The organism is Novosphingobium sp. NFX11, from assembly GCF_057376415.1.
Map to the genome: position 1 here is coordinate 516,985 of NZ_CP080386.1, position 25,278 is coordinate 542,262.

The window sequence follows — 25,278 nt, forward strand, 5'->3', positions numbered from 1 at the left end:
TGTGCCCACAGGCAGCGTGTGAGCGCCCGCAAAAATAACCGCAGGCCCCGCCCCTGCGTCGAGGAGTGCCCGGAGGATGACCATCAGCAACACCAACTTCGTTGTCGTGGGAAGCGGCGCAGCCGGTCTCGTCGGCGCGATCACGGCGCATCGTGCCGGACTTCGTCCGATCATTATCGAGAAGGCCGATGTTTGGGGCGGCACCACTGCCACCTCGGGTGGCGTGCTGTGGGTGCCGAACAATCACCTCATGGCGGACGGCAAGGACGATACGCCCGAGGCGGCACGGCAATATGTTCTTTCTCTGATCGGCGAGGACGCCGACGATCGCGCAATCAAGAAGGCCGAGGCGTTCCTCGCCCATGTCGGGCCAATGGCCGAATTTCTCGCCGAAGAGGGGGTGGCATGGAAAGTTAACAGGGACCATCCGGACTATTATCCGGACGTGCCGGGAAGCAGTCGCGGCAGGACGCTGGAATCCGAGGTCATCGACGGCAAGGCACTTGGCCAACGCTTCGATACGATGCGCATGCATGACCTCGACATGCCGGCCATCGACAGCGAAGGGCTGGCAAGCCTTACGCGGGCGTGGCGCGGACCGGGCCTGCTGCTGAACGCCGCGAAGGTGGCGCTGTCGCACAAGGTGAGCACCCTGCTCGGCCGCAAGCCGCTTGGCCTCGGACGGGCGCTGGTGGCATCTCTCATGGCCCTCGTGGACCGGCTCGGCATCCCGGTGCACCTGTCGACAGGACTGGTGGATCTCGTGGTAGAGAATGGCGCGGTGGTCGGTGTGATCGTTGAACACGATGGCGCACGCAGCCGGATGGAGGCGCCCGCTGGCGTCCTTCTCGCAGCCGGTGGTTTTTCGCGCAATGCCGCGTTGCGCAAGGAACTGCAGGGCGCGGAGCGAAGCTGGCCGAACGCCATTCCCGAAGATCAGGGCGATGCCCTGCAGGCGGCCCGAGCGGTTGGCGCCGCCACGGAACTGCTGGAGGGTCGCTGGTGGATGCCCTCCATCCAGGTGTCTCCCGCCCAGATGGGTCTTGCGCTTGGCCTGCGAGCGCTGCCGGGGAGCATGATCGTCGATGCTCGGGGACGGCGATACATGAACGAGGCCGCCAATTACATGACCGCTGGACGCACGATGTTCGACCACGGCGCGGCCGATGAAAGGCACTGGCTCGTCATGGATGACCGTTTCCTGCGCCGCTACATTTTCGCCGAACTTTCGAACAAGGTGGTCCGCAAGCGCATGATGGATTACGGCTTCCTGTTACGAGCCGGCACCGTCGAGGAGCTGGCGCGGCAATGCGGGATGGATCCTGCGATCCTGCACGGCCAGGTCAAGCGCTTCAATGGCTTTGCCGCTACGGGCGAGGACCTCGATTTCCATCGCGGCGCTTCGGAATACGATCGCCACTGGGCTGATCCGGATCAGCGTCCTAACCCCAGCCTTGGCCGAATCGACAAGGGGCCGTTCTGGGCGGCCTTGATCAGACCTGGCGATCTCGGCTCCAACGGCGGCATCAAGACAAACGACCTTGGGCAAGTCCTCGCGCACGAGGATCGCCCGATCCACGGGTTGTACGCTGCCGGAAACAGTGCCGGTTCGCCATTCCGATATACCTACCCCGGAGCAGGGGCGACTATCGCGGCGGCCGGCACCTTCGCCTTCATCGCGGCCCGGCACGCGGCTTCAAGGAGCACGAACTAAACCGTCGTTAGTGCACACTGAACTGGATGTGACTTCGCCGGAACGCATGAGTCCGGCTTGGAAACGGTTTCCTACCTCTATGTCGCGGACCGCCCCGCTTCCCACTCTGACTGCGCGCAGTCGCGGAGCCCGGTAGCGATATGGCGATGGAGCCACGATAGCTGGGATGAGTGACGATGTAAGGCGCGTCGACTTCAACAGCGCGAATGATGGCTTGGCCGCGATCCTTTCTACTCCGACCCGTTGTCGCCATTCAGGCGCCGATTTCCGCCCCCTTGGAGCGGACCGTCGGCTTTCCTTTGCCACACTTGGAAGGCCGGCCGCAAGCCGACTGTCAATTACGGACACCCAACTCTAGTGCAGCTAGCTTTCAATGAGGCGGATGATCAGGCGTCTCCTAACCCGTTCAGTCGTTCAGATTATCAATTTAAAGGTTATTATGGAGCCGCGGCCAACACATCCCGCGCCGCAGTGTCGATTGGCGCCGCCGCCGCCATCACTTTCTGGCGATTGATGTCGAACACGGCAGTATGATGTCCATCGGCATTGAAAATCCGTAGTTCGTTCTCAACCGTTTTGCCGTGGGTGGTAAGCACTTCGTCCAACACTTTAAGTGTGCGCCAAAACTTGAGGTTCTTCACCTTCGTATCGGCGCGAACGAAATGATACATGTCGAGCCCGGTTCTGAGCGCGGTCTGCATACTTAGCGATTGGGCATAATGCTCAAATTTCGTCGCGTCATCAGGAAGACCCGCGCTTATTGCGGCTGCTGCCTGCTGCATGGCTGTAACGACTTCAGTGATACGATTTATATCCTCAACGTCTAATGCTTCGCGGTTCTTCCTCTCGATGTGCAGCGTTCCGAGTATCGTTCCGACAACTGCAAAGACGGTTGCTCCTGCCTGCAGCCAATCGCCTGCAGATATTCCGAGAAAAGCCGGTTCAAATGCCATCGAACAGCTAGCTCCACTCGTCGAGCCAGGGGAGCGGCTGAGGTGAAATCACGAAAGTTGTGCCGTTATTGTCTTGCTTCCACGCAAACGCGTAATCGAAGTTTGTCTCGCCCGGCAGGAAAAACACGCGGGGCTTAGCATACGACTTCCAGTCGCCTTCCCAACCAACCTCCGATGCCATTTCTTTTGCCATCTCGAAATGCTTCATAAAATCAGGAAGCATTCGTGGCTCGTATTCCGGCGCTCCATGCAGGTCGAGAACCGCATCGTCAGCAGCGAAGCGCTTCGCCATTTCCTCCACCGTCGGCAGATATTCCCAGTGCCAGTCAATCGGCGGAAGGCCATAAGCTTTCCAAGGCATTGCGTGCTCCATAGCAAACTTAATACAAGGTTGTCACGGTCTTCCATAGGAGGCAACTCGCTCACGCGCGGCATCCCCAACGATACCCTTACATGCCGCTGCAGCAGTTGGCCGAGATCATTCGCGGAGGGATACGGCCTCGGGTTAGTCTTTGCGGCCTTTGCTTGATCGTGGAATAGGGAGAATATCCATCCCGCTCAGGTATCGCCCTGTGCAAAAGGGCGTTACGCCGAAATGAAAATCCCGAGGTTTGTTCAATTTATGTTGCTTCATATCCAGCATTCGACGTGCGAAAAAACGTGCCTGGGCGGCGTCTCATCATTTAATTCACCCGCTGCCAGCTCATTGATGGTTAGAGGCGCGGCATGGATGTGAAACCGAAAAAGGTCGCTCGCGCTGGACGCGGCGGTGCCGACTTCACTAAGGCCACACGCAATAGCCTTGCGCGCGAGGCGGCCAATTGCTGCGCATTCCCAGGCTGCCTGATCCCTTGCTTCGGCCCTTCGCATGAGTCACCAGGCTCGGTGTCGGATACCGGGATCGGCTGTCACATCGTCGCCGCTGCGGACGGTCCCGCTGCCCGGCGAGTGGATCCTACGATGTCCGACGATGTTCGTCGATCGCCAGAAAATGGAATTTGGTGCTGCACACATCACGGCAAGTTGATCGACGCTGACGACGCGACCTACACTGTGGAGGCGCTTAGCGCGTGGAAGGCGTTGGCGATCCGCCGCGCGCAGCTGTCCCAGATGCTGGCCCGACCGGCCGTGCTCAGCAATGATGACCCTGATCTCAACGCTCTCGCGCCGATGGGACTCGAAGTCCGGAAACTCACCGGCTCGCGCGCAAAAATCCGTGAGCTGTTCGTCGAGTCCGGGGCATTTCTGTCTTGGGGTGACGATGTCGCGACAGCAGCACGCGACTTGGTAATCGAAATAGTTAGCAACGCACTACGGCATGGCGAAGCTACAGCCGCGACCATAACCGTGGAGGCTCGGCGCTTTGTAGTACAAGACGACGGGGCAAAATTCGATTGCCGCGCCTTACCAGAGCGCGCCGACGGGGATGGCGGAGCAGCAGCCGTCCGCGAGATTGAGCAACGCTTATCCGGGCGGCTGCTTATAAATCATCAGTACGGCCCCACTGGTAACCGAACGACAATAGCGGCCGTCAAATCTCGGGTGGATCTCATGATGTTGACCCACTGCTTCGTCGACGCCGAGATCGTTTCATGGGGCAACAGATCGAGCACTTCAGAGCTCAATCGTGTTGCGGATTGCGATTTAGTTTTTATCCTTCCTCCAGAAGGGGTTACTTACAGTGACCGCGGAGATATCTTGAGGACCTGTGCTGCGGTAGCAGCACTCGGCAAACGTCCAGTCATCGTTATGCCGACAGATACGTCGCAGGGAGTAGCTAGGATGATAAAGGGATTCATGCAGCAATTTGGGGACTACGATCTCGATCGAGGTCTCAGATAACGAATCACAGTTCCATCGGCCAGAAGTCTTGGATCTCCTCGATCTCCGCCGCATCGAAGTTGATTGCATGCGGGACACATGTGAAGACGTTTCCTTCAGGCGCTTCTAAGATGCTAATGGCAGGCAAATTGGGTCGGTAACTTTCATGGGTCAAAGGTGCACTAGTTGCGGTTTGGTGAACAATGGCGGCAGCTGCCCGCACTTGTCCATCCACTGAGCAGGTCATCACGACCTTTCCGATCGTTCAGCCACCGATTTTCCGTCCGCAGCAGCTCTCTGTCCGCTTTCTTATACTGGAGTCTAAGGATTGGCCGGGAACGGAACGCGGTGAACGATGAGCGGACCATCGCTAACCGCGAAATCCGCACAAACCACTCCTGGTCATTTAGAGCGGTTTTCGACCGTTCTGAATCGGCCTGGGATTCCCTTCGGGCGCGATTTCTGATTCAGGATCTGTGCTGGTGAAGGAGGCCAGCATAGATGGCTCTTTCGATGGATTTGCGCACTCGGCTGTTGGCAGCGGTGGACAGTGGATCGAGTTGCCGTGCTGCGGCGGCCCGGTTCGGTGTTGCACCATCAACGGCGGTCCGCTGGCGGGCACAGCAGCGCGAGACGGGTGACATAGCCCCAAAGCCGCGCGGCGGGGATATGCGCTCACGGCGGATGGAAGAGCGGGCAGCGGACATTCTGGCCATTTGGGAGGAGCGCAGGGACATCACCCTTGAGGAACTGCGTCTGGCGCTTGCGGACAAGGGCATGGCCGTTTCCGTGGCCGGGCTACATCGCTTTTTTGTTCGCCGTGGCCTGACGCGCAAAAAGACAGGCCATGCGATAGAGCAAGATCGACCAGACGTCCTGAAACAGCGTCAGGACTGGTTCGAGGGTCAACTCGATCTCGAACCGGAGCGCCTGGTCTTCATCGACGAAACCTGGACCGCGACCAATATGACCCGCAGCCACGGACGTTGCCCGAAAGGCGAGCGACTGCGGATGGGCTTCCCGCACGGCCACCGCAAAACCACCACCCTGGTCGCCGGCCTGCGCATGACTGGCATGGTCGCACCCATGGTGCTCGATGGGCCGATCAACGGCGACTGGTTCGAAGCCTATGTCGCTCAGGTCCTTCTCCCCGAACTGCGACCCGGCGACGTCGTCATCATGGACAACCTGTCGAGCCATAAGCGCGCATCGGTACAGGTGCTCATCGAGGCTGCAGGCGCAACCCTGCGCTTTCTCCCGCCCTACAGCCCAGACTTCAACCCGATCGAGAAAGCGTTCTCCCGCCTGAAGGCCATGCTCCGTAAAGCGGGCGAGCGAACGGTCAGCGGCCTGTGGAGCTTGATCGGCAAACTCGTCGATATCTTCCAGCCTCAGGAATGCGCCAACTACTTCAGATCGTGTGGCTATGAACCAGAATGATCGAAAACCGCTCTAGCGTCGACCGAAACCCGCGAGATCGCGGAGAGGTCGATCGCGAGTTCCCGTCCTCCGTTCTCGTCCGCCCCGACGCGGCGGAGCATCGCGATGAAGGCGTCGGGATCTGGCTGCCCCAGCGCTAGCCGGTAGTAGAGCAGGTCTTCGAGCATGCGATCGCGTCGGGCGGCACGGTGGCTAAACCGCCAGTCGAAGCTGACGCTGGTTGGACGGCCTTCGGCCGGAAGCCACCATCGCTCGAGTCCCGTGCGGTCGCTATCCACCCTCCTGGCCAGCGAGATCAGCTCACCGAACGGGCTCGTGCCGCGCGCGGCCGCGAGCGAGGGCGTGCCGTGCTCCCGGGCAAGTGAGCGACGAACCGCGAGGCTCCCGTATCGCGCGATGCGCCCCTCGCGCTGCTCGAAGTCGACCGGGTCCCCCGGCAGGTCCCAGTGGACGATCCGGCCGCACCACAGGTGGAAGTCTAGCCCCTCCTGGCCTATCGAAGTCGTGCAAAGCATGTGCGGCCAGAAGGGTGAGTTGAACGCGCGACGCAGGGTGTCGCTACGCAGGCGCTTGCCGCCCTTCCTCCCTCCCCGGCTCTGCTCCCCCAGCGAATGGGGTCACTGCCTGCACAGGCACGCGGTGGTTGGTCCTGCCCCGCCGGAACCGGACCAAGCCCGGACGGTCAAGCAGGCTCGCCGACAACTGCTCGACGATCTCGATCCCCTCGGCGTCGCCAAGCCTAGAGAGCAGGCACATTTGCTCATCCAGTACAGCCTCAAAGCCGCCCTTCAGCATTGCATCGGTGAGCGCATCGGGATAGCGCTTCCGCTTCGAGGACGACTGGATGAGCTCTGCGAAGGCACGATGGCCGAGATAGGGCCGAAGGCTCTCCCATGAGAACGCGAAGGCCCGCTGGCGGTCGCGGGGCCGGTCCTGCGGCACCTCGTGGCGCACTAGGCATCGCGCCAGAATCGAGCCGGGCGATGACAAAAGGTGGTCGCTGAGCGCCACAAGCTCGGCAGGCGATATCCGGTTGATCTTGGGCAGGCTGGACCAGTTCTTGGCCTTTTCGCCCCTGCTGGCTTTGGCGGCGAGCGAGGACACGCGCTGGTACGTGATCCCGTTTATCTCGCGCTCGATCCCGGCCGCCACTATCCAAGTCGGGCGCTTCTCCGTTCCGTCGAGGCGGATCCGCCGGGCCCGCAAATAAACCTCGAGTTGACGGCGGGCATCCGCCCGTACGCTCCCGAGCGTCGTACCCCCGACCTTCTGCGGTTCGATTGCGAGTGGTAGATTGGGCCAAGGCATGAAGAGCCCGACCAGCGCGCCGGTCTCGCTGCCGCCAGGCCGCAGAAGGGGAACGGGCGCCTTCTCCTTCGGCTTGCGCAGTCCGCCGGACAGGTTGATGGCCAGAAGCGCCGAGATGGCGGTCGGCGCGCCGCGCCACCTGCTGAACAGGAGGGTCTTGCCGGGTAGCAGCCGCCTGCCGGACCATGGGCCCTCAAGCCGCCACCAGGCCACGGTCGGCGGCTGCCACGGCAGCGACAGGTGGGCCTGATCTCCGACTAGTTGGACGAGATGGCGCAGCTGGGGGTGGGCCAGGCCGCCCTTGCCGCTTCCGGCCTCTATCGGGGCGGGATTGGCGGCCTTGAAGGACTTCCAGACTTTGTAGCCGTGCATCGTCTGCGCCGGATATGGGATTGAAGTCCAAATCGCCGGCGCCCAGCCGGCGAACTCCGGTCCGGCGGTCTCGGCGAAGTGCTTGAACACGACAAGGTCCTGGGTCTCGACCGATACCTGCTGGTTCACGCGGTCGAACAGGTCGTCCTTGTGCACCAGGGCGCGTTCAGTCCGCGCCATCAATGGGCGGAGGAGCGCCTCAAGTCTCTCCTTGGCGGCGAGCACCGACGCCCGGATCGACTCCCGCGTGCCTGTCGTCTGCAGGGCCCGGTGGTAGTCGCGCATCGCGTCCTCGACCGCGTCGCGGCGGCCATCGTCGTCGGCGAGGAAGCCGGCCAGGGTCGATAAGCGACCGGTAGTGGTCGACAGCGTGGATCTCGTCGCCGCCGAGGCGTCGCAGACGGTAGGGTGTGGCCGACAGCAGCAGCACTGCCGGCCGCTCGTCACCGCCGAGGAGCGCGTCCACCAAGAGGCGGTGGATACGCGCCCGCTCCTGCTTGAGTGGTAAGTTCGACGTCTCGGCCTTAGGGATGATGAGGTCCGCGTATCTGTGGAACTCGTCAAGGACGACGAGATCTGGCTTCACCGTCCTGAGACGCAGCGCCGCCAGCGCGAGGACCGATCGGAAGCGGCCGACGAACTCAACGACGTCGACGTCGTCCCGCTCAAGCCACTTGATCGCCGCCTTCTCGACGCTCCCGGATTGGCAGTCGAAGACGTCTCGCATCGCCCGCTCGATCCCGACGCGGGTGAAGCCCGTCAGGTCACCACGGTCGGCGAGCAGGCGCCGTCCGCCGGCCGCGCGTTCCTTGTCGAGCCGCTTGACGACCGCCAGCAGAGCTGGGAACCGATCTAGCGCCGAGCGGATGAGCTCGCGCTCCGCCTTCCGGCCAGTCCTGGGGCCTGGCTTCCATCCGGGCAGACTCGTCTCCGGGGTGAAAGTGAACACCCGGAAGCCGTTCCCCTCGGTGGGCAGCCAGCCCGGGACCAGCGCGAGGCGGTCGCCGCCGGGATCGTATTCGTCGGGCTTGATCTCGGTGAGCGAGACGAACTTCGGCCGGTTCTGTCCGGCTATCTCGAGGCTCGGGCAAAGATACATCACGTTAAGCCGCTTGCGTCCCGTCTGCAGCCGCTGGGCGATCGTGCGGGCGATGACGGTCTTCCCGAGGCCGACCTCGTCCGCCACCAGGAAGCGCCGTGGGCCTTCGGCCTTGAGGACCTCGCTAGCCACTGCGACGGTGTGGTGCTGGAAGGGTGCGAGCTCCATTAGGCGCCTCCATGGACGGCGTCGTGGACGGCCTGCAGGAAAGGCTGGACCTCTAACAGGTCGGCGAGCGCCGCGCGCCGCTCCTCCTCGTCGGTCAGTTCCTCGAATGTCTCGCGGAAGGAGTCGAGCATCGCCATCATGCTGGCCGTGCGTCGCTCGAAGCCCCGGGGATCGCGCGCCCATGCCGACAGCATCGTTTCCAAAGTGAACATCTCAGGGATGCGACAGGTCTCGCCGTCACGGCTCTGCGGCGGTCCGTCGGACCACCGCTCGCCGGCAGTGCCGTCGAGGCCGTCGAGCTGCGACCTGAGCCAGTCCCGAAACCTGCTGGCCCCTACGTATCTGGCGAGAAGCGCCAGGTCGCGCCGGTCATGATCGAGACCCGAGACCGGCAGTGAGAGCACCCAGGACCGCTGCATCGACGGATCCGTCAGGCTCGTCGCGCGGAACGAGATGAGAGAGGTCTGCTCGCTTGGCACCACGCTGTCGCGCAGAAGCTGGACGCTCCGCATGCCGGTCTCGATCCGGACCCAGGCGTCGGGTTCGAGGAACGGCGCGACCTCGAACCGCGCTGACGCGAGCGCGGCGTCTGCGCCGTCGCCAATGGTGAGCGCCAGGCCGCGGTCCCCGTATTCGAGGCCAAGTTCGCACTCGAGCAGGAGGGCAATCCGCTCGTCGAGCTGCCGCTGGCTTTCCTCGCGCTCGGCGAGCTCCTCGTCCACCCGTGACGAGTCGAACTCGAAGCCGGACTGCACGAAGCGGTGCAGCGAGCTAGCCAGACCGGTGTCCGTGATGTCGAGGATGGCGACCGCCTCGGCATTAGGGCCGAGCAGTCCGCGCTTCGTGAGGTTCGCGCTGCCTAGCATGATAGCCGACCGCTTCCCCTTCGTTGCAGCGATAAGCTTGGCGTGAACGCCTGCGGGCGGCTGCTCGGTGAACTCTGCCGTCATGTCTTCTGTTTGGTGCTCGACCGAGACGGTGGTCTCCGGCTCGGGCGCCGATCCCGTCCGGAAATCCATCCCGGATAGTGGCGCGCATCCGCTGGCCGACACGTCGCTGGTCAGCAGGGTTACCCGCGACGGCCCATCACGCAACACCTCTCGCAACCCCGTCCTGTCAATGAAGGGGCTGACCGCGCTGACCATATCCGCCCGGTCCAGCAGCGGCGCGGGGATGAAGGGCAGGTTGCCGCCCGGCCTGCGCCACAGTAGGTGCCGAACGGCTATGCCAGCGGGAGCCAGCCATCGCGCGGCGCGAAGCTCTTGAAGCTCGGCCGCGGTGAACGCGCCCTCAACGAGGAGGCCTTGCGCCAGTTTGGCGATATCTGGGACCGGACGCGCTGCCTTGTCGCGGGAGGAGACTAGAAGCAGGCCGGCGTCGAGGTCGCGCGAGCCGGTCAGGTTGCGACTACCGATCCAGAAGCGCCACTGAACCGGATCGCCGTCGTATCGGACGAGTGCCACCTTCGGATGCCAGCTTTGACGTCGTTCGTTTGCGGGGATCGCCTCCACCATCGTGTCCAGCAGCGGCAAGATCGACCGGTGTGCTCGCGGCGCGACGATCCGCCCCACTTGGTGAAGGACGCGGAGCCGCCCGCGCACGCCGTCGAAGGCCTTCACCAGGCCGAGCGGCGAGTTCTCGAATTCGGCCTCGCCATCACCGCCTAGGGCCAGGACAAGTCCGAGCAGCGCGACGAGGTCGAGCGAGTAGGTCGCGACGACGGCTCGCGAGACGGACTGCCCAACGTCCGGCCGGAGAGCGCCGAAAACGGATACACGGTTGTTGGGGTCGAAACTCATCCCGCTGCTCCGACCCGCATGATCATCTCCCGAACGACGGGCCACCTATAGTCAAGTGGGGTCGCGACGCCCTTGCGCCATTCCGCCCTCCGCTTGGCGTTTAGCAAGTAGGCACGCTCCCGCTTGAGTTCGCGCTCGCGGGTCTCGAGCGCTCGGGCGATGCCATCCAGCGCGCCGGCGGAGCGGATCCATTCGAGCACCTCCTCCACGAACCGCGTCAGGTTGCCATCCATGCGGGTCGCCGCTCGCAGGGCGCCGAGGTCGGTCTCCAGTGCGGCCTCGCGGTGCTTGGCAACGAGCTTGGGCAACGCGTCGGCGTGAAGCCGTTCGCCTACATCGAAGTCCACGTTGCGCTTCGCCTCGACGAGTGCGGCGTATGCCGCGCGCGCGATGCATGCAACCGATGCCGCCCTCCGGGCCAGCGCAAGCAGCTCCCGCTCGTCGGGGAGGCCACGTCCCGCACCTTCCGCGACCAGAGTGATTCCGTGGATACGCCGGCTTCGGCGAGGCGGCTGAGCAGCGGACGGGTCCCGCCTGGTCCGGCGTGCCGCCACTTTCGACGGATGTAGTCCGCCTCCACGTCGCGGAGCTCAAAGTCGAGGGGGCCGGATTTGCGCCTCCAGCCATCAGGCGCACGGGGGATGTCGTTGAAGAGGTCGGCGACCGACGTGTTGAACACGTCGCTGTCGTCCCTCAATAGGAGCCTAGGCCAGGCGGCCTGCAACTGGGATTCCGTCGGGGCTTCGCAGAGGCCCGCGACGGGGCCCGCGATCTGCCACGAACGCAGTGCCGTCCAGTAGATCGTGCTAGCGCGGACGACCGGGCGCTCCTTCGCCTGATACTTCATCCAGCCCGAGATGCCGGAGTTCTGAAGCTGCGGGACGCCCTCCATGAGGCGAAGTGAGTAACGGCGCTCAACCTCGAACAGCCTTTCCCGGTCGAAGCCACCCCCGCCGCTCTCGGCGAGCAACTCCTGATAGGTCCAGGCGACGAAGAACACATAGCGCAGTTGCTGATGCTGGACCGAGGTACCTGGGAAAAAACGGTCGGCGAAGGCGAAATGGATAGGGGCAAAGCCGAGCTCGTCGCGTGTCCCGTCCGACGACAGCTTGGCCAGGAAGCGGTGGGCCGCGTCTCGATCAGCCTCCGATAGCATGAACCATCCGATGGTGGGATAGATGGTCATCGGATCTCCTACGCTGGGGCGGCAAACTAGGCCCGTCTGCGCATCATTCCCTTATAGATCAAGAGTTCGTGTCATTGCATTGGAATTGAGGCCCCGAATAAGCCCATCAACCTGTTTGAACCGATCTGCCCGAAAGCTAGGCGCATCTAAGTCCATTCTTTTCAAACGGTTGTGGCTGATCTATTGGCCGTGCTGAATTTGATGGAAGGCACCGCGGCGTCGAAACAGGCGGTGGCGGGGTAAGCAGAGCGAGGTTATGTGATTGTCCGTTTTAACGTGATTGAAAGGCGGCCACTTCCATGCAATCTGTGCACTGGGGGTATTTATGGCAGGTAAAGTTCAGGCGATCCGGTTCAAGCAGTGGTTGCCAGAATGGGACGATTTTGACTTTGATTCGGCCCAACATCGGCGCAAGCCCGACGATCACATCCTTCTCTTTTCTATGCCTGCCGTGCAGTTACGGGCGCTTAGCGGCGTTTATCGCAGAATGCGGGACGAAAATGGCGGAGAAGGCCTTCAGCGCCTTCATGATCCGAAGCGTTCGAACGCCATCCGCGACTTTGTCCGGTTTGGTCACCCGTACAGCAGTTTGCCCGCCGCCGCTCGTAATAATGAATCCGCTGCCATGCGGAAACCTGGTTGGCTTCCGACAGCGATCGTTGTCAACATTCTGACCGAGAAAGACGAACGGCGCGGTCGTAAAGTCGCACCGTCCGATCTCGTCGATCTCAAAGTTGACGATGCCAACCGAGCGGAGCTGACCCTTCCGTATGATGACCGGCTCAAGCTGTGGACTCCGCAGGATCTCGAACCCTTTGAAGTGATTGACGGTCAGCATCGCCTGTGGGCGTTTGACGAGGCCCTCAAGGACGGAACCCTGCCAGGTGACTTCGAACTACCCGTTGTCGCCTTTACCGGCCTTGACGTAGGCTGGCAGGCCTACCTCTTCTGGTCGATCAATGTGTCGCCGAAGCGAATTAATCCGAGCCACGCTTTCGATCTTTTCCCCTACTACGATCGGCCGAATGGCTTGAGACGCTGTCAGACCTCAGAATCTACCGTCAGGCTCGCGCGCAAGAGCTGACGGAAATCCTGTACAATCAGCCAGAAAGTCCGTTCTACAATCGGATTAATATGCTTGGCGAATCCTCGAAGACCGCCCCTCCAGGAGCAAAGGTCACGCAGGCAGGCTGGGTTCAGGCCATCACGACGAGCTTTCTGTCAACCGGCAGCGGCAGATCAGCCAAAGGGCTGTTTGCTGCAGATATCAGTGCGAGCCAAGGCCCATTACCATGGTCGCGGCCGCAACAGGCGGCATTCCTCATCCTGGTATGGACGCATATCCGTGACGCGATCACGGCGTCGGAGCCCGACTGGGCACGATCGCTTGCACAGCCCGATGGGCAGGGGAGCCTCGATAACTCACTCGATGCATCGTTCACCGGCAACCGCACTATGCTCAACCAGGAGCAGGGTGTCCGGGGCATCCTGACTGTCGCAAATGAGATCTTCTACGGTCTGGCCCAGATCGACCAGTCGTCGTTCGACCTGGAGACCACGATCTTGGCCGGCACGGCCACCACGGCGGATGACGTCACAGTGGCTATCAATGAACTGGGCGGTTCCACGCTTGCAGCCTCAATCGAAGAGTTCGCTCAGCGCATCGTCGAGTTCGACTGGAGATCCGCCGATGCTCCCGGGCTCAGCGATGCCGACCAATTGGTGAAGCGCGCGTTTCGAGGCAGCAGCGGGTATGTCGCGCTGAGAAAACAGCTGTTTAGCCTGCTATCGACCGGTGGCGGGGCCATCGCGGACGTTGCCAGCGAGTCCTTGAAGCGGTTCGACTGAGATGGCGTTTCAACCTCTTGGTGCGAGCGATAGGTCAGCGGTAGCAAAGGCAGACCATCGCATCATTCAGGCCCAACTCGCTGTCTTGGGCAGTCATGGGGTGCCGCCTTGGCTGCGACCTGAAAATTCACGGCAGGACGGAAGCATACCGCGAAACCCCGCCGCGTTTGCCGACGTGACAAAAGAGGACCTCGTCGAGATTCTTGCCATTCGCGGCCCCTTGCACGCATTGGACGGTTGGTCCTACGTGGGCCGCGCGCTGAACGCACTCATCGCCGGCGATGGTCACGCGGCGAGACACCTTGCCTACTACGGGGAACTGCGCGGGGCCCTCTCGCTGCTGGCCAGTTCGGGAATTGGGATCTTCAATAGCCAAAACGTCTGCATCGATGCGAACTGCGAAGTGCTGCCGTTGTCTAGCCGCGGCACCCATGACATGTGCTGGCCCACGATCGTCGAATGGGCGCAGTGTAGCGGAAGCGTCGATCGACTGATCTCGCCGGTCATGCTTGCAGGCTCGTCCATGCTCGGCCCATTCAGAGAGTTCTTTCCAGGCGAAACCTCATCGATCGCAGCCTATCTCATGGAAGAGTGGGGGTTCGATCTGCAGCAAGGTGCGGACGATCAGGCGGAGAGAAACTGGTCCAGTTATCAACCCACCGCGCTCTTGCCGCAGCAGACCACGCCGATAGACGATGCAGCGTTCCTGCGCATGTTCTGGGAAACGCTTCGTCCTGGCGCGGTAGGCCTGGAACGGCACCTGTTCCGGATACTTCTGGAAGCAGAGGCCCGGTCCAACGGGGACGCCGTGCCGGATTTCTCGATTCGGCACCCCCGGCTTCACGAGGGACTTCAAGGTGTAATCCCCGTGGCGTTCCTGACGCGCGAGGAGGAGCCGCACGACCATCCATTCCTATGCCATGCGGCAAAAGGAATTCGCCGGCACATCCCTATTCGATGCTCTGCCGGGCAGCCCTGTTGCTTAAATTCGCTACGGGCATGGCCGAAGCCAATCTCCAGGCAGCCGGTATACACCCCACCCAGCACTTTGAAGAGTGGTGGCGTGGGTTTGGCCTTCGACACGGATTGTGGTCTCCGCGGGCCGAGCCGGCTTTGCCGGAAGAGCTATGGGCCGACATCGACGTCGCGCTGGAAGACATTGAGGCCGCGCCTGCCGCGCATCGACATGGTTGGACCCTTGCGCTAGGGGGCAGCGCATTTCGCGTCTGTGAAACAGAACGCGCGGCGCTCTGGGGTTTGTTTAGATGAAATATATGGGCTCCAAGCGAGCCATGCTCGGCAACGGATTGGGCGATGCCCTAAGCCGGGCAGTATCTGACGCAAATCGCGTTTTCGACCTATTCACAGGCTCGGGAGCTGTGGCATGGCATGTCGCTCAACGCTTCGACAAGGAAGTGATCGCCGGCGACTTGCAATTGTATTCGACCGTCCTGGCAGGGGCCGTGATTGAACGCACCCAAGCTGTGGAAAGCCTGAAATGGGCAGATAACTGGTTTGGGCGAGCCCGCGATGTGCTTGCCTCCAATACCTGGTGGAACGCGCTGCAGGCGCATCAGGCCAAGCTTGCAACAACCGGTGCAGCCGAGTCAGCCGAGGAAGCGCAAACCTTCAAGCTAGGTGAGCAGTTTCCCATAAGCAGCGCTTATGGCGGCTACTACTTCTCCGCCTGGCAGTCGGCCTGGATCGATGCGCTACGTCAAACGCTCCCCTCCCAAAAGGCGCACCGCACTCTTGCTCTGGCTGCGTTGATCCAGGCAGCGAGCCGTTGCGCGGCATCGCCGGGACACACGGCTCAGCCCTTCAAACCCAATGAAACCGCAGGTCCCTATCTTCTCGAGGCGTGGCGTAAGGACCTGCCCACCATAGTGGCGGAACGCATCAAGGACATCGGGCCGCGGCACGCCATGAAAAAGGGGAAGGCGCATTGCCTCGATGCGGCAGAACTGGCCAAATCGGCCAGGCGTGGCGATCTCGCGTTCCTCGACCCACCGTATTCCGGCGTCCACTACAGCCGCTTCTACCACGTTCTGGAAAGTGTCGCACAAGGCGTGGTCGGGCCTGTAGAAGGGGTGGGGCGATACCCCCACCAGGATCAGCGCCCAAGTTCGGATTTCAGCATGAGCTCGCGATCGCGAGCGGCCTTCGATCAGCTCCTGGCAACCCTTGCCGAGCGAAAGGCCAGCGTGATCATTACCTTCCCGGCAGGGCAAGCCTCGAACGGTCTTGCAGGTGATGATGTCAAAGCCTTGGCAGCAAGCCATTTCAGCATAGAAGAGGAAAAGGTGTCCTCTCGCTTTTCCACGCTGGGCGGCGACATGAAGCATCGGGCTGCGCGAAAGGATGCATTCGAGCTCATTCTGAAGCTCTCCACCCAGAACTGACATCTGAGCTCTCCTCGCGTCTAATCTCCTCGTGAGTTCCTCGCGGTCGCGCCGACCGCCGACCGTTTCCTCACCGCTATTTCCAGCAACGATGCCGTGGTCAGGGCGGTAAACACGCCACTCTAGCCCCCCCGGGGGCGGGACGGGTGTGATATCCGGTTATCGCTCAAAGGGGAGCTGGGCAATGCGAGCGGGTCCACGTTTTGTCTCTCGACACCGTAGCTCGAGCAGACCAAACTGGCGCCATGATGCAGCACCTGCTTATTCAATGGCTACAGAGGCCTACACTCGAACGTGACACGAACTACGTGGTCCAGTTCGGGTCGCTTCTTTCATCAGATCGGGGCGCGGTCCGTAAGCAGAACCAGGATCGGGCGCTTGCGTTCGAATGCCCACCCTCGCGCGGCGCGGTGTCAGGATCGCACGTTTACATTCTCGCCGACGGGATGGGCGGCATGCGCGAGGGAGATGTATGCGCCTCTACAGCGGTCGCAGCGTTCGCCGCTTCGCTGCTCGAAAATGCCGATAACTCGATCGAGGCCGCGCTCAGAACGGCGGCTCAAAGGGCAAATCGCGCGGTATGCGAATTTGCCGGTGGCTCAGGAGGCAGCACGCTCTCGGCCCTCGTCATTGATCGTCACGGCAAGGGTCATGCTCTGAATTGTGGGGACAGCCGTATCTATGCGGTCGCTCCAGGACACGGAGCAACCAGACTCACGATCGACGACAACCTCTCGGAGCGCGTGGGCGGCAGCGGCCGCGAACTGGTCCGATTTGTCGGGATGCAGGAAGGGTTCGATTGCGACCTGATCACGGTGAGCGCGGGTCAGCAGCGTTTGGTGCTTACCTCGGACGGCGTGCATTTCGTCGCGCCGGACGCCTTCGACGCCCTTGCGCGACACGCACCGACCATCCGTAACTTCGTGGAGCGGGTGACCGCGCTCGCCCGCTGGAGTGGCAGTCCGGACAACGCCACAATCATCGCCGTTGACCTCGAAAATCGTCCCGCGCCATCCAACCCGGCCGAAGGTATGCTCCTGTTCCAGGATGCCTTCTCATCCGTTTATTTCCCGATGAACGTATCCGTCGAGGAGCGGGTGCGCCCGGATCCTGAACCGGCGACGCCGGCGACGGCTCGCGCGACCACTCCAGCCCCAGGTAAGCAAAGCCAACCGGCCCCGCGAAAGAAAAACAAAAAGCAGGCTGGGAACAGGGCAAGCAGCCCGCCGGTCAAGTTCGAGATTTCTGCAGGTCTTCCCTTGAACACGCCGGAATCCGATGAGCATCGCTAATCGTTATCAGCCAATCGGACCGGTAGGAAGCGGGGGCATGGGAGACGTCATCCAGTGCACCGATGCGCATCTGGATCGGCCAGTCGTCATCAAGACCCTCCAGCCCGGTGTTGACCATGGCCGTCTTCTGGACGAGCAAAAGGCGCTCCTCAAGCTGCGATCCAAACATGTGGTCCAGCTGTACGACATCGTGGATGTGTCGGCCGTGGGCGCGAAAGGTCTGGTGCTCGAATATATATCGGGGCATGATCTTGAAATTGGTGCACACCCCGTCGGCTATGATTATCTTCGCGTCTTATGGCAGATCGCATGCGGGATAAGGGACATCCATCGCGCCCATGTCATCCATCGCGATCTGAAGCCCGGAAATATCCGGGTCGATGCAGAAGGCGTGGTCAAGATATTCGACTTTGGCTTGGCCCGCTCGATCGGATTTGATGACAAGACCCGCAGCGTTATCGGAACGCCTGTATTCATGGCCCCGGAGCTTTGGGGACAGTCCACAATCAGCTTCAGCTCAGCGATCGATGTCTATGCCTTTGGCGTAATTGCGATAGCGCTGGTGCACGACAGCGTGCCGTCGGCTCTCGCGTCGCACCCCCCGCTCGCTGCCAAGGCGTGAGTTTGACACACTTTTTGCCGGTCTGTCGCAGGAACTCGCAAGCTGCCTGTTTGCCTGTCTCGCGAGCGATCCCGCCGGGCGCCCGTCCATGGAGGCGGTGACCGCGATGCTGGAGAGGCATGTGCTCAATGGACGGCACCGCGCGATCGCGGTCATCAATCGCGACGCCAAGCGCCTGGATACTGCGAACCGATCTATCTCAATGACAGTCTCGGCGGGCGACAGCCTCGGGATCCAGTACGATGGTTTGCAATTCGCGGTTAGTTCCGCCGCCGGTAACGTCTTTGTCAATAACGGCGCGGTTAAACCCGGCACGATCATACCGGGTTGTTGCGTCATCACCTTTGGGGTTGGCAGTAATAGAACCTTTGTCACTTTCGATATCTCCAATCCGGAGGTGATGGCGTGACTCCCGGGACGTTAGTTGCAGGACGGTATAAGATCATCGGGCACGCTGGTCGCGGCGGCATGCAGGACGTGTATCGCGCCCAGGACCTCGTCCTTGGCATGGATGTCGCCCTGAAGACGCCGCAACCCGGACAAGCCGATCGCCGGTTCAAGCAGAGCGCAATCCTGGCGGCCCGGGTCAATCACTACAACGTCGCCAAGACGTTCGATTACTTTGAAGAGAATGGTCTTGCGTATCTGGTTGAAGAGTTTGTCGACGGGGAGACGCTCGAGAGCAAGATAAGGCGCTATGGCATCCTTGATCCCTATCTCGGGGCCCTTGTCCTTCACCATCTGTCAAAGGGCGTTGCGGCCTCCCATCATGCAGGTGTCGCTCACCGCGACCTCAAGCCGAGCAACGTGATGACGGAAAGCGGGATCAATATTCGCACGCTGAAAGTCACGGACTTTGGAATTGCAACTTTGACCGACGACTTCTTTGAGGAGGCGGTACAGAACGGAGATTTGACGCTGTCCACCTCGGGGACGATCCGAGGCGCGCTTCCCTACATGGCGCCCGAGATGATGTTTCGTCAGCCCGGCGACCGCCCGGGCAAGCAGGCGGACATCTGGTCAATCGGGGCAATGATGTTCCGCCTCCTGACAGGCGAATATCCCTTTGGTATCAACTTTGAGGCCGCAGTAAACGTAAGGAACCAGACGCGAAAGGACTGGCCGGCATTCATGACCGTGAAAGCCCAATTCCGGCCGCTTGCGAGTGAGCTCCAGGAGATTATTGAGAGCTGCCTTCAATATCAGCCTGACCAGCGACCGAGTGCGGACGACCTTGTCCGAATATGTAGTGGCCTGTGTTACTCCACAGCTGAGCGAATAGAGTGCACCGTGTCAGAGCTCATTCAAGGCGGCTACAGCGGCATCCTAACTTCACCATCAGGCAAGTTCTTCTTTAGCATGAAAAGCGTTTACGGCCCCAAGCGGCCGAATGAGGAGGAGCATAATCGGGTAAGTGTCTCCCGCTACCCGGGAACTCCCAGAGAAAGAGCCCATCCGGTCGTCGTCGTCACTGCGTAATACATCCAGCCTAACGCAGGCAAAGGTGGAAACGTGCCCGGCGTTAATTGCCACTTCTCAGTGTCAATCAAAATCTCGTCTTTCCGTATCCCAATACGGTCGATATCGAATGGCAGCTGATAGAAACAACGATATGATCGATGAGCGGCCGGAGTAGGCGCTTGTCGGCTAAAAAATCTGGCGAGTTGCACGCTGGGAGCGTCAGCTTTCGTTAGTCCGATGCTCGAAACCGGAAGGAGCAGAATGTCCCAACCTCGGACCGTGCTGAATTAGCGCCAATCATCATCGACCGAAAAATAACTCACCAGCCACCGGCTTCAGCAACAATTATTTTCGGGCCGCTTTCTCGACGCGGAAATGCTCGCAAACCGCTCAGCTTACATTCCTAAGTCAGTAAGGGCAGGGGACCGTTCGACGCCGGCCCCCGCTCTGCAATTACACGCCGTTACGACCGCCCTTCGTGGGCGTAGCGGCTTTCGGTGTGCGTGCCATGCGTTTCGCACGCGGCGGCTTCCCCTCGGACTTGTCGGCTGTTTTGTCGGGGGCGGCAGGGGACGTCGTGGCTACCACCCCGTCCTTTGATTCCGTTTCCTGCCGGTTGAAAAGTCCGAGCTTGCCACGCCGCTTGGGAGCGGGCTTCGGGCTTTCAGCCGGCGCATCGGATGGCTTGACCTCGCTAACCGTCTGCGCGGCTTCAAGCTTGCCAGCGCCAGACTTCCTTGCCGCAGGAACCTTGGCTGACCGCGTGACGCCCTTGGGCTTTGCCGAGGCCTTTTTCTTCGGTGCAACTACTTCGAGATTCTTTTCAGGCTCGTTCGACGCCGCCTTAACAGCGGCGCCGGGATCCGCGATGGCTTCCTTCGGTGGAACCTTCCGTGGCTTGCGAGCGGAAGTCCGCTTGACCTTCAGCGGAGCTGCAGCTGGTGGCGGTGCTTTCGCCACTTCTGCGTCCGGCATTTGTGCATCGACCACAGATTGCCGGGGAGTTTGCGATGCCGATGCGCTTGCCTTGGGCTCCGCTACCGCGGAATTCCGATTGCCCAGGCCGATCTTCTTGGCGATCTCACGACGCTGGGCAGCGAAGCCAGGTGCAACCATCGGATAGGTCGCCGGCAGGTTGTAGCGTTCCCGGTACTGCTCGGGGGTGAGCCCGTGGGTAGTCAGATGGCGCTTGAGGGCCTTGTAACGCTTCCCATCGATCAGGCTGATGATGTAGTCATCCGATGCAAGGCTTTTACGCACCGATACCGCAGGCTCATAGGTCGGTGCTTCAGGCTCCGCCGATGTTGACGCTGTATCCTCGGTGAGAGCAGCGCGCGTCGAGCGAATAAGGCCGGCGAGATCATCAGCGCCGACGGTGTTGTTGCCAAGATATGCACTCAGAAGCTGTACGGTCAGAGCGGCGATATCGGAATTGGGTTCGGTATCAGGCATCGATATTGCCCCTCTCGATATTACTGGCGCCTAAGAGCGCTTATGCCCCTATGGCAATGCTTGATGCATTGCCGCGATTACGGCATTTTTCAAGTGCGTTCATTGTCCTGGGACCATCGATTGAGAGCGGATTGCCCCATTACGGGCCAGGAACGGCGCCGCACACAAGCGGGCCTCTCGAAGATACGCTTGAACATCGAAGTCCCTCGAGTTCTTCACCCCCTGTTGGTCAGCGCATCCCACTACCCAATGCCGGTGCATCTTCGGCTCGGTGTTGCAAAACTCGGGACACCCCATGCAGCAGTTGCGCTGGCCGTCAAACCGATCATCGCCCATATCGGTGATGCCTTTCAGGCATCCTCTCCCAAACTTTATGGCCGGCGTTCGCGCCGGCTTTTCCTTTCCCGCGGGTTTTGTAGCCAGGGACGGAAGCACTGTCGGTCCGATGCCTGCACCGCCCACATTGCTGGACAGCCTGGGATTGTTAGGTCATAGGCCCGGCATGACACAGGATCTTACGCCCGTCATCCGTCACGTTCTCGAGCGAGCGCCGCAATGGGTGCGGCGCGACCTTGATGCCAAGGATCCAGCGATCCGCGCTCGGGCGGAAGATACCTTGGCTGCGATGATCGGCAGTGCCTTGCAGGATAATGAAACGGACCCGAACCAGGCCTGATTTCGATCACTTGCCAAACGTGCGGCGCCCGATCGGCATCGACCGGGCACTGCCTAACGCCCGACCCTGTTTGCTGTATTTCTCGCAGCGGCAGCCGGCTTGCTTATATCGGGTTCTGTCCCTCAATGCGTGCTGCGGCATACATGCAAAGGTAGCTTGGAATCGAAAGCATCACGGCCAGGGTAAGGAACGGCAGGGCGAGAACAAATCTCAACGTCGGGCTCATGGCAACCTCTCCGCGTCTATAGATGAGGTTTCAACGGACGGTGGCCCAAACGGTGCCCGCACTGTGAATTCCGCTGTGAAGCTGCCAGCGATGGCCTGTTGATAAACCTGAGAATATCTGACGGATAAACCCGGTATCGGGTGTGGAAGGTCCACCGTGCAGCGACTCAACTCAAGCGTGGCGCCGAATCGAGAACCTTGCGAAAGAACACCACCCGCTCGGTCTCCTCGAAATCCAGCGCCGCATGCATGGCGTGGGAGACCGTGTTTTCCATAAGGGCATCGGAAGCCAGTTCAGTGCACCCCATGCGTCGCGCCCATGCTTCAACTGCTTCGACGAGCCCTCGACCTATGCCCTGCCGGCGACGCTCCTCCACAACATACAGCCCTTCCAGGAACGCGACGGGGAGGTTTCGCATCCGTTGACGTAATCGACCCGCAAGGCAGCTTCGGCAAAGCCGACCAGAGTGCCCCGCGGATCACGGGCCAGAAAACCGACGATGGGTGGCTGCTCGCCCATCAAGGCAACCAGGTCGTCACGGTGCTCCGCCGTCGAACCATCCGGCCAGAGCGCGGCGCGCAGATCAGCCCATTCATCAAGATCGGCGGCGCCCGCCAATGCGATGTGCACGATCATCTCCGCTCGTCCTCCCCAGGCATCTAGGGAAATCATGTTGCGGCTTGCGGCGCCGGCTGTCCGCGCAGCGCCGCATGCCCTTTCAGGTCAGGCGTTGAGCTTGTCCTTCACGCCCTTGGCGGCCGTGAAACCGAGCTTCTTCGACGCCTTGATAGTCATAGCCTCGCCCGTGGCGGGGTTGCGGCCCTCACGCTCCGGGCTGTCCTTGACCTTGAACTTGCCGAAACCGTTGAGCGAGATTTCCTCGCCCTTCGCCGCCGCGTTGCCAATGGCGTCGAAGACGGCATCGACGATCTTGCGGGCATCGGTCTTGGCGATGCCGTGATCGGCGGCGATAACGTCTGCGAGATCGCTGTTGTTCATGAGAAGTTCGTCCTGTCGATGTCTGTGTTGGCGCCGCCGGTTCATTGTTCGCGACCCTGCGACGTGCGTGCACCATGGCGCAACCCAATGAGCGATCAAGGCGTGCTCTGATCCTCAAGCTTCCCAGAGGGCACTTTGTCCACAGCCTGGCATCTGGACGGAGAGATCAGGGAGCTCGACGGTGCTTGACTTAGCGTCTAGCGCGACTGCGGCCAAAATCAGCGCCGGGCAACGCTAGCGTATTGATTTGCGGTAATATTCACACGTCTGCTCGGTCGCCAGCTTTAAATTTCAATGTCTCGCCTGCGGAATCGATCAGGAATACAACATTCTCGAATATCTTCCTCGAATTCATTACGGAAAGAACGCGTGCCTGACCAAAATTGCGGTCGACAATATGGTAGCGCGAAAGCTCCGGGAGTAAGCCCGCAAATTCCGGAGTTGGCGGCGGCATTCCGCACGATAAGGCTATCGCCATTGCGCCTTCGAGGTTGCGACCAATATGGGAATCAATCCAATCGCCGGAATGGCCGGAATTGAGCAGCACAGCTTTCAGTAAGAATTGTAACGCGTGAGCTGCATTCTTGATCACTTGCGAAGGGCGCTGGTCAACCAGGCATAGCCCTGCAAAATTGATAAATTCCGAAGCGCGAGAATAGGTTTCCGCAGCCAAAACTCGGTCATGATTGGAAGAGCCGAGCAGCCCGAGGCAATTATCGTCGGGCGGCAGGTTGCCAGTAACTGGGTCATGCATCACGCGAACCTCCTCTGCGCATCCTGCGAAGACGATCCGAGAGTGAGAGGAAGGATGCGTGCTTTCCCGAAACTCCCGCGCGCTAGGCACGGGAGTCACCGGGGCTGGTAAGATGAACAATCGAACATCCGCCGCCGCTTTTACCCGCGAGGGCTGGACATATGCGACAGCACCCCGAAAACTGTGAGTTTTCAGAGGCAATCGATTGTTCGGGATTACCAGTCCCGGCGCTGCCCTTTGCGCAACGCGGCGAGACCATAGCAGAATCTTTCATCAGAACAAATGGGGACATTGCAACGGCGCGGCTATTCGCAATCAGTCGATATCGCGTGGCCCAAAAACACAAACATGATACATTGATTGAGAAAGGACCGCGAAATGGATACCGCCGGCGCTAGTCACGACACGAAGAGAGGACAAGGTTATCCGCACGCGAGGAAATGGATTTGGCGCCCTTGGTACGCAAAACTCTGGTGGTCTGCCATTCCTTGCTGGTGGCTCGGTATGGCCGGCGCTGCCCACCTTGAGGGTTTGGGACGGTTTTATAGTAGTGCCTTAGCTGGCTTTATGAATGTGTTCTTCTTTCCACCTGTCGTATTTATGCTGCTCGGCGTAGGCTTTTTTCGCGAATGGGTTAATCGCCTATTTAAGGACGAAGAAGTGAATTGGGCACCAAATCCGCGTTCAGATTTTATGGACGACGACTGCGGGCTGGGTAATCCAACGGATCCGCGGTCTGGCCCGCTTTGGATCGGAAACAATCTCGATCCACATAGCCCAAACTACGTCGGCCCGCGCTAGTCTTTAGGAGCGGCGACGTCAGTGTTGCGACCGTCGCTCGGACTACCTTGAATGTCGGTAGAGAACACCCCTTTTGAAAGTACTGAATTCTGTTCCAGAGAGGTAAATGGGCCGGTCACATCAAAGGTCGCACGACCGTTCGCGGCATCCTTGACGTATCGAGTCCGAATACCTTCGCTTCCCATTATTCGCTCAGAGAGATTCTCCGAGAACGCGGAAGCCGGGTCCGGCGAATGGCTAGCGGCTCGCTGCGACGCATTGATAGCGTCTCGTATATCGTAGTTCATGATATCTAGTGTAGCTTGGGCGCTTTCGGAAACAGTTCCGACATCTCGACTTTCAAAACCAAGTTTTGCACCAATGCCACCGGCAGACTTGCGACCGGCGCGTACAGGTCCGCTGTTTGGTTGCCGGCGCGTGGCGCCTCTATCAGACGGTTCGATGTCCGATGTCGCTACGCTGGAGTTTACCCCGAGGCTGATGTTTGTGCCGATGGTGTTCTGATCCTGCGCAGTTCGCGTTAGATTCCTTACCCACCCGGTTTGCGACATGATGGCCTGAACGTCGCGCTGGAGGGTATCTGCAACTTGGGGCTTGAGACGCCATTCCCCCTTGCGGTCCATTTCGAAGCCGCCGCGCAGCCAATTGGCCAGCATCTCCTGGCCTTCCTTGCCGCCGCCCATGAAATGCTCGATCGTGTCGGGACCAGCCTGTTTGCCAGCCTCGAACCGGGTGCTCGTGTCGCTGCGCGCCGATTTGCTGAAGGCGGTGCCGCTGGAAACGAGCAGATCGTTATGCGCAAAGCTGAAGCGTGCATTGCCGCCATTGGCAATCGCACCAAGCTGGCTTTCGTTGATGAGGCCAGCCTTCCACGTAACCGCTGCT

General features: G+C 60.7%; 24 protein-coding genes and 2 pseudogenes. 13 read left to right on the forward strand and 13 right to left on the reverse strand.

The annotated features are described in order from the left end of the window. The first annotated feature begins 76 nt into the window (after positions 1-76). Positions 77-1,714 carry an FAD-binding protein gene (locus KZO24_RS29175; RefSeq protein ID WP_211151051.1) on the forward strand — a complete coding sequence of 546 codons (1,638 nt, stop codon included), beginning with the start codon at positions 77-79 and terminating at the stop codon, positions 1,712-1,714. Positions 1,715-2,151: 437 nt separating this feature from the next. Here KZO24_RS29175 and KZO24_RS29180 read toward each other — a convergent pair whose 3' ends face one another. Both KZO24_RS29180 and KZO24_RS29185 read right to left on the reverse strand, forming a co-directional pair. Further along, the gene (locus tag KZO24_RS29180; RefSeq protein WP_486487858.1) at positions 2,152-2,667 is read right to left on the reverse strand and encodes a hypothetical protein; all 516 of its coding nucleotides are present in this window, start codon (positions 2,665-2,667) and stop codon (positions 2,152-2,154) included. A 7-nt stretch (positions 2,668-2,674) separates the two neighbouring features. Then, entirely contained in the window at positions 2,675-3,028 is a 354-nt protein-coding gene (locus tag KZO24_RS29185; protein WP_486487859.1) for a hypothetical protein, read from the reverse strand. A gap of 599 nt (positions 3,029-3,627) precedes the next feature. Here KZO24_RS29185 and KZO24_RS29190 point away from each other — a divergent pair. Both KZO24_RS29190 and KZO24_RS29195 read left to right on the forward strand, forming a co-directional pair. After that, entirely contained in the window at positions 3,628-4,509 is an 882-nt protein-coding gene (locus KZO24_RS29190; protein ID WP_486487860.1) for a sensor histidine kinase, read from the forward strand. A gap of 480 nt (positions 4,510-4,989) precedes the next feature. Further along, on the forward strand, positions 4,990-5,928 hold the full coding sequence (locus KZO24_RS29195; protein WP_486487861.1) for an IS630 family transposase: 939 nt from the start codon (positions 4,990-4,992) through the stop codon (positions 5,926-5,928). On the opposite strand, the gene KZO24_RS29200 is transcribed toward KZO24_RS29195, so the two are convergent. The 6 genes from KZO24_RS29200 to KZO24_RS29225 are packed head-to-tail and all read right to left on the reverse strand — an operon-like array spanning position 5,913 to position 11,860. Beyond that, positions 5,913-6,443: a hypothetical protein gene (locus tag KZO24_RS29200; RefSeq protein ID WP_486487862.1), complete on the reverse strand. Its 531-nt coding sequence runs from the start codon at positions 6,441-6,443 to the stop codon at positions 5,913-5,915. The two genes, KZO24_RS29195 and KZO24_RS29200, sit on opposite strands and share 16 nt — an antisense overlap. Positions 6,444-6,486: 43 nt before the next feature. After that, positions 6,487-7,893 (reverse strand): hypothetical protein, encoded by a 1,407-nt coding sequence (locus tag KZO24_RS29205; RefSeq protein WP_486487863.1) that lies wholly within the window; start codon positions 7,891-7,893, stop codon positions 6,487-6,489. Then, a complete protein-coding gene (locus KZO24_RS29210) occupies positions 7,808-8,875 on the reverse strand; it encodes a DEAD/DEAH box helicase family protein (protein ID WP_486487864.1) in 1,068 nt (355 codons plus the stop codon). Before KZO24_RS29210 ends, KZO24_RS29205 begins: the two co-directional genes overlap by 86 nt. Next, on the reverse strand, positions 8,875-10,674 hold the full coding sequence (locus tag KZO24_RS29215; RefSeq protein ID WP_486487865.1) for a phospholipase D-like domain-containing protein: 1,800 nt from the start codon (positions 10,672-10,674) through the stop codon (positions 8,875-8,877). Before KZO24_RS29215 ends, KZO24_RS29210 begins: the two co-directional genes overlap by 1 nt. Then, positions 10,671-11,021 (reverse strand): hypothetical protein, encoded by a 351-nt coding sequence (locus KZO24_RS29220; RefSeq protein ID WP_486487866.1) that lies wholly within the window; start codon positions 11,019-11,021, stop codon positions 10,671-10,673. Before KZO24_RS29220 ends, KZO24_RS29215 begins: the two co-directional genes overlap by 4 nt. Further along, positions 11,006-11,860, reverse strand: coding sequence for a DUF6361 family protein (locus KZO24_RS29225; protein WP_486487867.1), 855 nt, complete (start codon positions 11,858-11,860; stop codon positions 11,006-11,008). The genes KZO24_RS29220 and KZO24_RS29225 overlap by 16 nt, the downstream gene beginning before the upstream one ends. A gap of 325 nt (positions 11,861-12,185) precedes the next feature. Between KZO24_RS29225 and KZO24_RS29230 the strand changes: the two genes are divergently transcribed. The 8 genes from KZO24_RS29230 to KZO24_RS29265 all read left to right on the forward strand — a co-directional run bounded on the left by KZO24_RS29230 (position 12,186) and on the right by KZO24_RS29265 (position 19,503). After that, positions 12,186-12,944: a DNA sulfur modification protein DndB gene (locus KZO24_RS29230; protein WP_486487868.1), complete on the forward strand. Its 759-nt coding sequence runs from the start codon at positions 12,186-12,188 to the stop codon at positions 12,942-12,944. 50 nt (positions 12,945-12,994) lie between these two features. Further along, positions 12,995-13,708, forward strand: a complete 714-nt coding sequence (locus KZO24_RS29235; protein WP_486487869.1) for a hypothetical protein — start codon at positions 12,995-12,997, stop codon at positions 13,706-13,708. A gap of 175 nt (positions 13,709-13,883) precedes the next feature. Further along, on the forward strand, positions 13,884-14,915 hold the full coding sequence (locus tag KZO24_RS29240) for a hypothetical protein (protein WP_486487870.1): 1,032 nt from the start codon (positions 13,884-13,886) through the stop codon (positions 14,913-14,915). Between the two features lie 58 nt (positions 14,916-14,973). Further along, a complete protein-coding gene (locus tag KZO24_RS29245; protein WP_486487871.1) occupies positions 14,974-16,110 on the forward strand; it encodes a DNA adenine methylase in 1,137 nt (378 codons plus the stop codon). Positions 16,111-16,355: 245 nt separating this feature from the next. After that, the gene (locus KZO24_RS29250) at positions 16,356-17,402 is read left to right on the forward strand and encodes a PP2C family protein-serine/threonine phosphatase (RefSeq protein WP_486487872.1); all 1,047 of its coding nucleotides are present in this window, start codon (positions 16,356-16,358) and stop codon (positions 17,400-17,402) included. Positions 17,403-17,439: 37 nt separating this feature from the next. Next, positions 17,440-18,024, forward strand: a complete 585-nt coding sequence (locus KZO24_RS29255) for a serine/threonine-protein kinase (RefSeq protein ID WP_486487873.1) — start codon at positions 17,440-17,442, stop codon at positions 18,022-18,024. A gap of 88 nt (positions 18,025-18,112) precedes the next feature. Then, entirely contained in the window at positions 18,113-18,433 is a 321-nt protein-coding gene (locus KZO24_RS29260; protein ID WP_486487874.1) for a hypothetical protein, read from the forward strand. A gap of 59 nt (positions 18,434-18,492) precedes the next feature. Continuing rightward, positions 18,493-19,503 carry a serine/threonine-protein kinase gene (locus KZO24_RS29265; RefSeq protein ID WP_486487875.1) on the forward strand — a complete coding sequence of 337 codons (1,011 nt, stop codon included), beginning with the start codon at positions 18,493-18,495 and terminating at the stop codon, positions 19,501-19,503. A gap of 435 nt (positions 19,504-19,938) precedes the next feature. Here KZO24_RS29265 and KZO24_RS29270 read toward each other — a convergent pair whose 3' ends face one another. Next, complete coding sequence (locus tag KZO24_RS29270) at positions 19,939-20,937, reverse strand: Ros/MucR family transcriptional regulator (RefSeq protein WP_486487876.1); 999 nt, start codon at positions 20,935-20,937, stop codon at positions 19,939-19,941. 295 nt (positions 20,938-21,232) lie between these two features. Here KZO24_RS29270 and KZO24_RS29275 point away from each other — a divergent pair, with 295 nt between their 5' ends. Beyond that, entirely contained in the window at positions 21,233-21,613 is a 381-nt protein-coding gene (locus KZO24_RS29275; protein WP_486487877.1) for a DUF6771 family protein, read from the forward strand. Positions 21,614-22,005: 392 nt separating this feature from the next. Here KZO24_RS29275 and aac(6') read toward each other — a convergent pair. The 3 genes and pseudogenes from aac(6') to KZO24_RS29290 all read right to left on the reverse strand — a co-directional run bounded on the left by aac(6') (position 22,006) and on the right by KZO24_RS29290 (position 23,595). Continuing rightward, positions 22,006-22,475, reverse strand: a pseudogene (gene aac(6'), locus KZO24_RS29280) (aminoglycoside 6'-N-acetyltransferase). Between the two features lie 87 nt (positions 22,476-22,562). Further along, complete coding sequence (locus tag KZO24_RS29285) at positions 22,563-22,838, reverse strand: HU family DNA-binding protein (protein ID WP_232493068.1); 276 nt, start codon at positions 22,836-22,838, stop codon at positions 22,563-22,565. Between the two features lie 259 nt (positions 22,839-23,097). Further along, complete coding sequence (locus tag KZO24_RS29290) at positions 23,098-23,595, reverse strand: hypothetical protein (RefSeq protein ID WP_486487878.1); 498 nt, start codon at positions 23,593-23,595, stop codon at positions 23,098-23,100. A gap of 375 nt (positions 23,596-23,970) precedes the next feature. On the opposite strand from KZO24_RS29290, the gene KZO24_RS29295 reads away from it, so the two are divergent. After that, entirely contained in the window at positions 23,971-24,393 is a 423-nt protein-coding gene (locus tag KZO24_RS29295) for a hypothetical protein (protein WP_486487879.1), read from the forward strand. Here KZO24_RS29295 and KZO24_RS29300 read toward each other — a convergent pair. After that, a pseudogene (locus KZO24_RS29300) lies at positions 24,390-25,277 on the reverse strand (conjugal transfer protein TraG N-terminal domain-containing protein); the annotation flags it as partial. The gene KZO24_RS29295 and the pseudogene KZO24_RS29300 sit on opposite strands and share 4 nt — an antisense overlap. Between the last annotated feature and the right edge of the window lies 1 nt (position 25,278).

Excerpts from the sequence above, each read along its gene's own strand:
- KZO24_RS29175 (WP_211151051.1), top strand. The coding sequence starts at position 77 with ATGACCATCAGCAACACCAACTTCGTTGTCGTGGGAAGCGGCGCAGCC.
- KZO24_RS29180 (WP_486487858.1), bottom strand. The coding sequence starts at position 2,667 with ATGGCATTTGAACCGGCTTTTCTCGGAATATCTGCAGGCGATTGGCTG.
- KZO24_RS29185 (WP_486487859.1), bottom strand. The coding sequence starts at position 3,028 with ATGCCTTGGAAAGCTTATGGCCTTCCGCCGATTGACTGGCACTGGGAA.
- KZO24_RS29190 (WP_486487860.1), top strand. The coding sequence starts at position 3,628 with ATGTCCGACGATGTTCGTCGATCGCCAGAAAATGGAATTTGGTGCTGC.
- KZO24_RS29195 (WP_486487861.1), top strand. The coding sequence starts at position 4,990 with ATGGCTCTTTCGATGGATTTGCGCACTCGGCTGTTGGCAGCGGTGGAC.
- KZO24_RS29200 (WP_486487862.1), bottom strand. The coding sequence starts at position 6,443 with ATGCTTTGCACGACTTCGATAGGCCAGGAGGGGCTAGACTTCCACCTG.
- KZO24_RS29205 (WP_486487863.1), bottom strand. The coding sequence starts at position 7,893 with ATGCGCGACTACCACCGGGCCCTGCAGACGACAGGCACGCGGGAGTCG.
- KZO24_RS29210 (WP_486487864.1), bottom strand. The coding sequence starts at position 8,875 with ATGGAGCTCGCACCCTTCCAGCACCACACCGTCGCAGTGGCTAGCGAG.
- KZO24_RS29215 (WP_486487865.1), bottom strand. The coding sequence starts at position 10,674 with ATGAGTTTCGACCCCAACAACCGTGTATCCGTTTTCGGCGCTCTCCGG.
- KZO24_RS29225 (WP_486487867.1), bottom strand. The coding sequence starts at position 11,860 with ATGACCATCTATCCCACCATCGGATGGTTCATGCTATCGGAGGCTGAT.
- KZO24_RS29230 (WP_486487868.1), top strand. The coding sequence starts at position 12,186 with ATGGCAGGTAAAGTTCAGGCGATCCGGTTCAAGCAGTGGTTGCCAGAA.
- KZO24_RS29235 (WP_486487869.1), top strand. The coding sequence starts at position 12,995 with ATGCTTGGCGAATCCTCGAAGACCGCCCCTCCAGGAGCAAAGGTCACG.
- KZO24_RS29245 (WP_486487871.1), top strand. The coding sequence starts at position 14,974 with ATGAAATATATGGGCTCCAAGCGAGCCATGCTCGGCAACGGATTGGGC.
- KZO24_RS29250 (WP_486487872.1), top strand. The coding sequence starts at position 16,356 with ATGATGCAGCACCTGCTTATTCAATGGCTACAGAGGCCTACACTCGAA.
- KZO24_RS29255 (WP_486487873.1), top strand. The coding sequence starts at position 17,440 with ATGGGAGACGTCATCCAGTGCACCGATGCGCATCTGGATCGGCCAGTC.
- KZO24_RS29260 (WP_486487874.1), top strand. The coding sequence starts at position 18,113 with ATGGAGGCGGTGACCGCGATGCTGGAGAGGCATGTGCTCAATGGACGG.
- KZO24_RS29265 (WP_486487875.1), top strand. The coding sequence starts at position 18,493 with ATGCAGGACGTGTATCGCGCCCAGGACCTCGTCCTTGGCATGGATGTC.
- KZO24_RS29270 (WP_486487876.1), bottom strand. The coding sequence starts at position 20,937 with ATGCCTGATACCGAACCCAATTCCGATATCGCCGCTCTGACCGTACAG.
- KZO24_RS29275 (WP_486487877.1), top strand. The coding sequence starts at position 21,233 with ATGCAGCAGTTGCGCTGGCCGTCAAACCGATCATCGCCCATATCGGTG.
- KZO24_RS29285 (WP_232493068.1), bottom strand. The coding sequence starts at position 22,838 with ATGAACAACAGCGATCTCGCAGACGTTATCGCCGCCGATCACGGCATC.
- KZO24_RS29295 (WP_486487879.1), top strand. The coding sequence starts at position 23,971 with ATGGATACCGCCGGCGCTAGTCACGACACGAAGAGAGGACAAGGTTAT.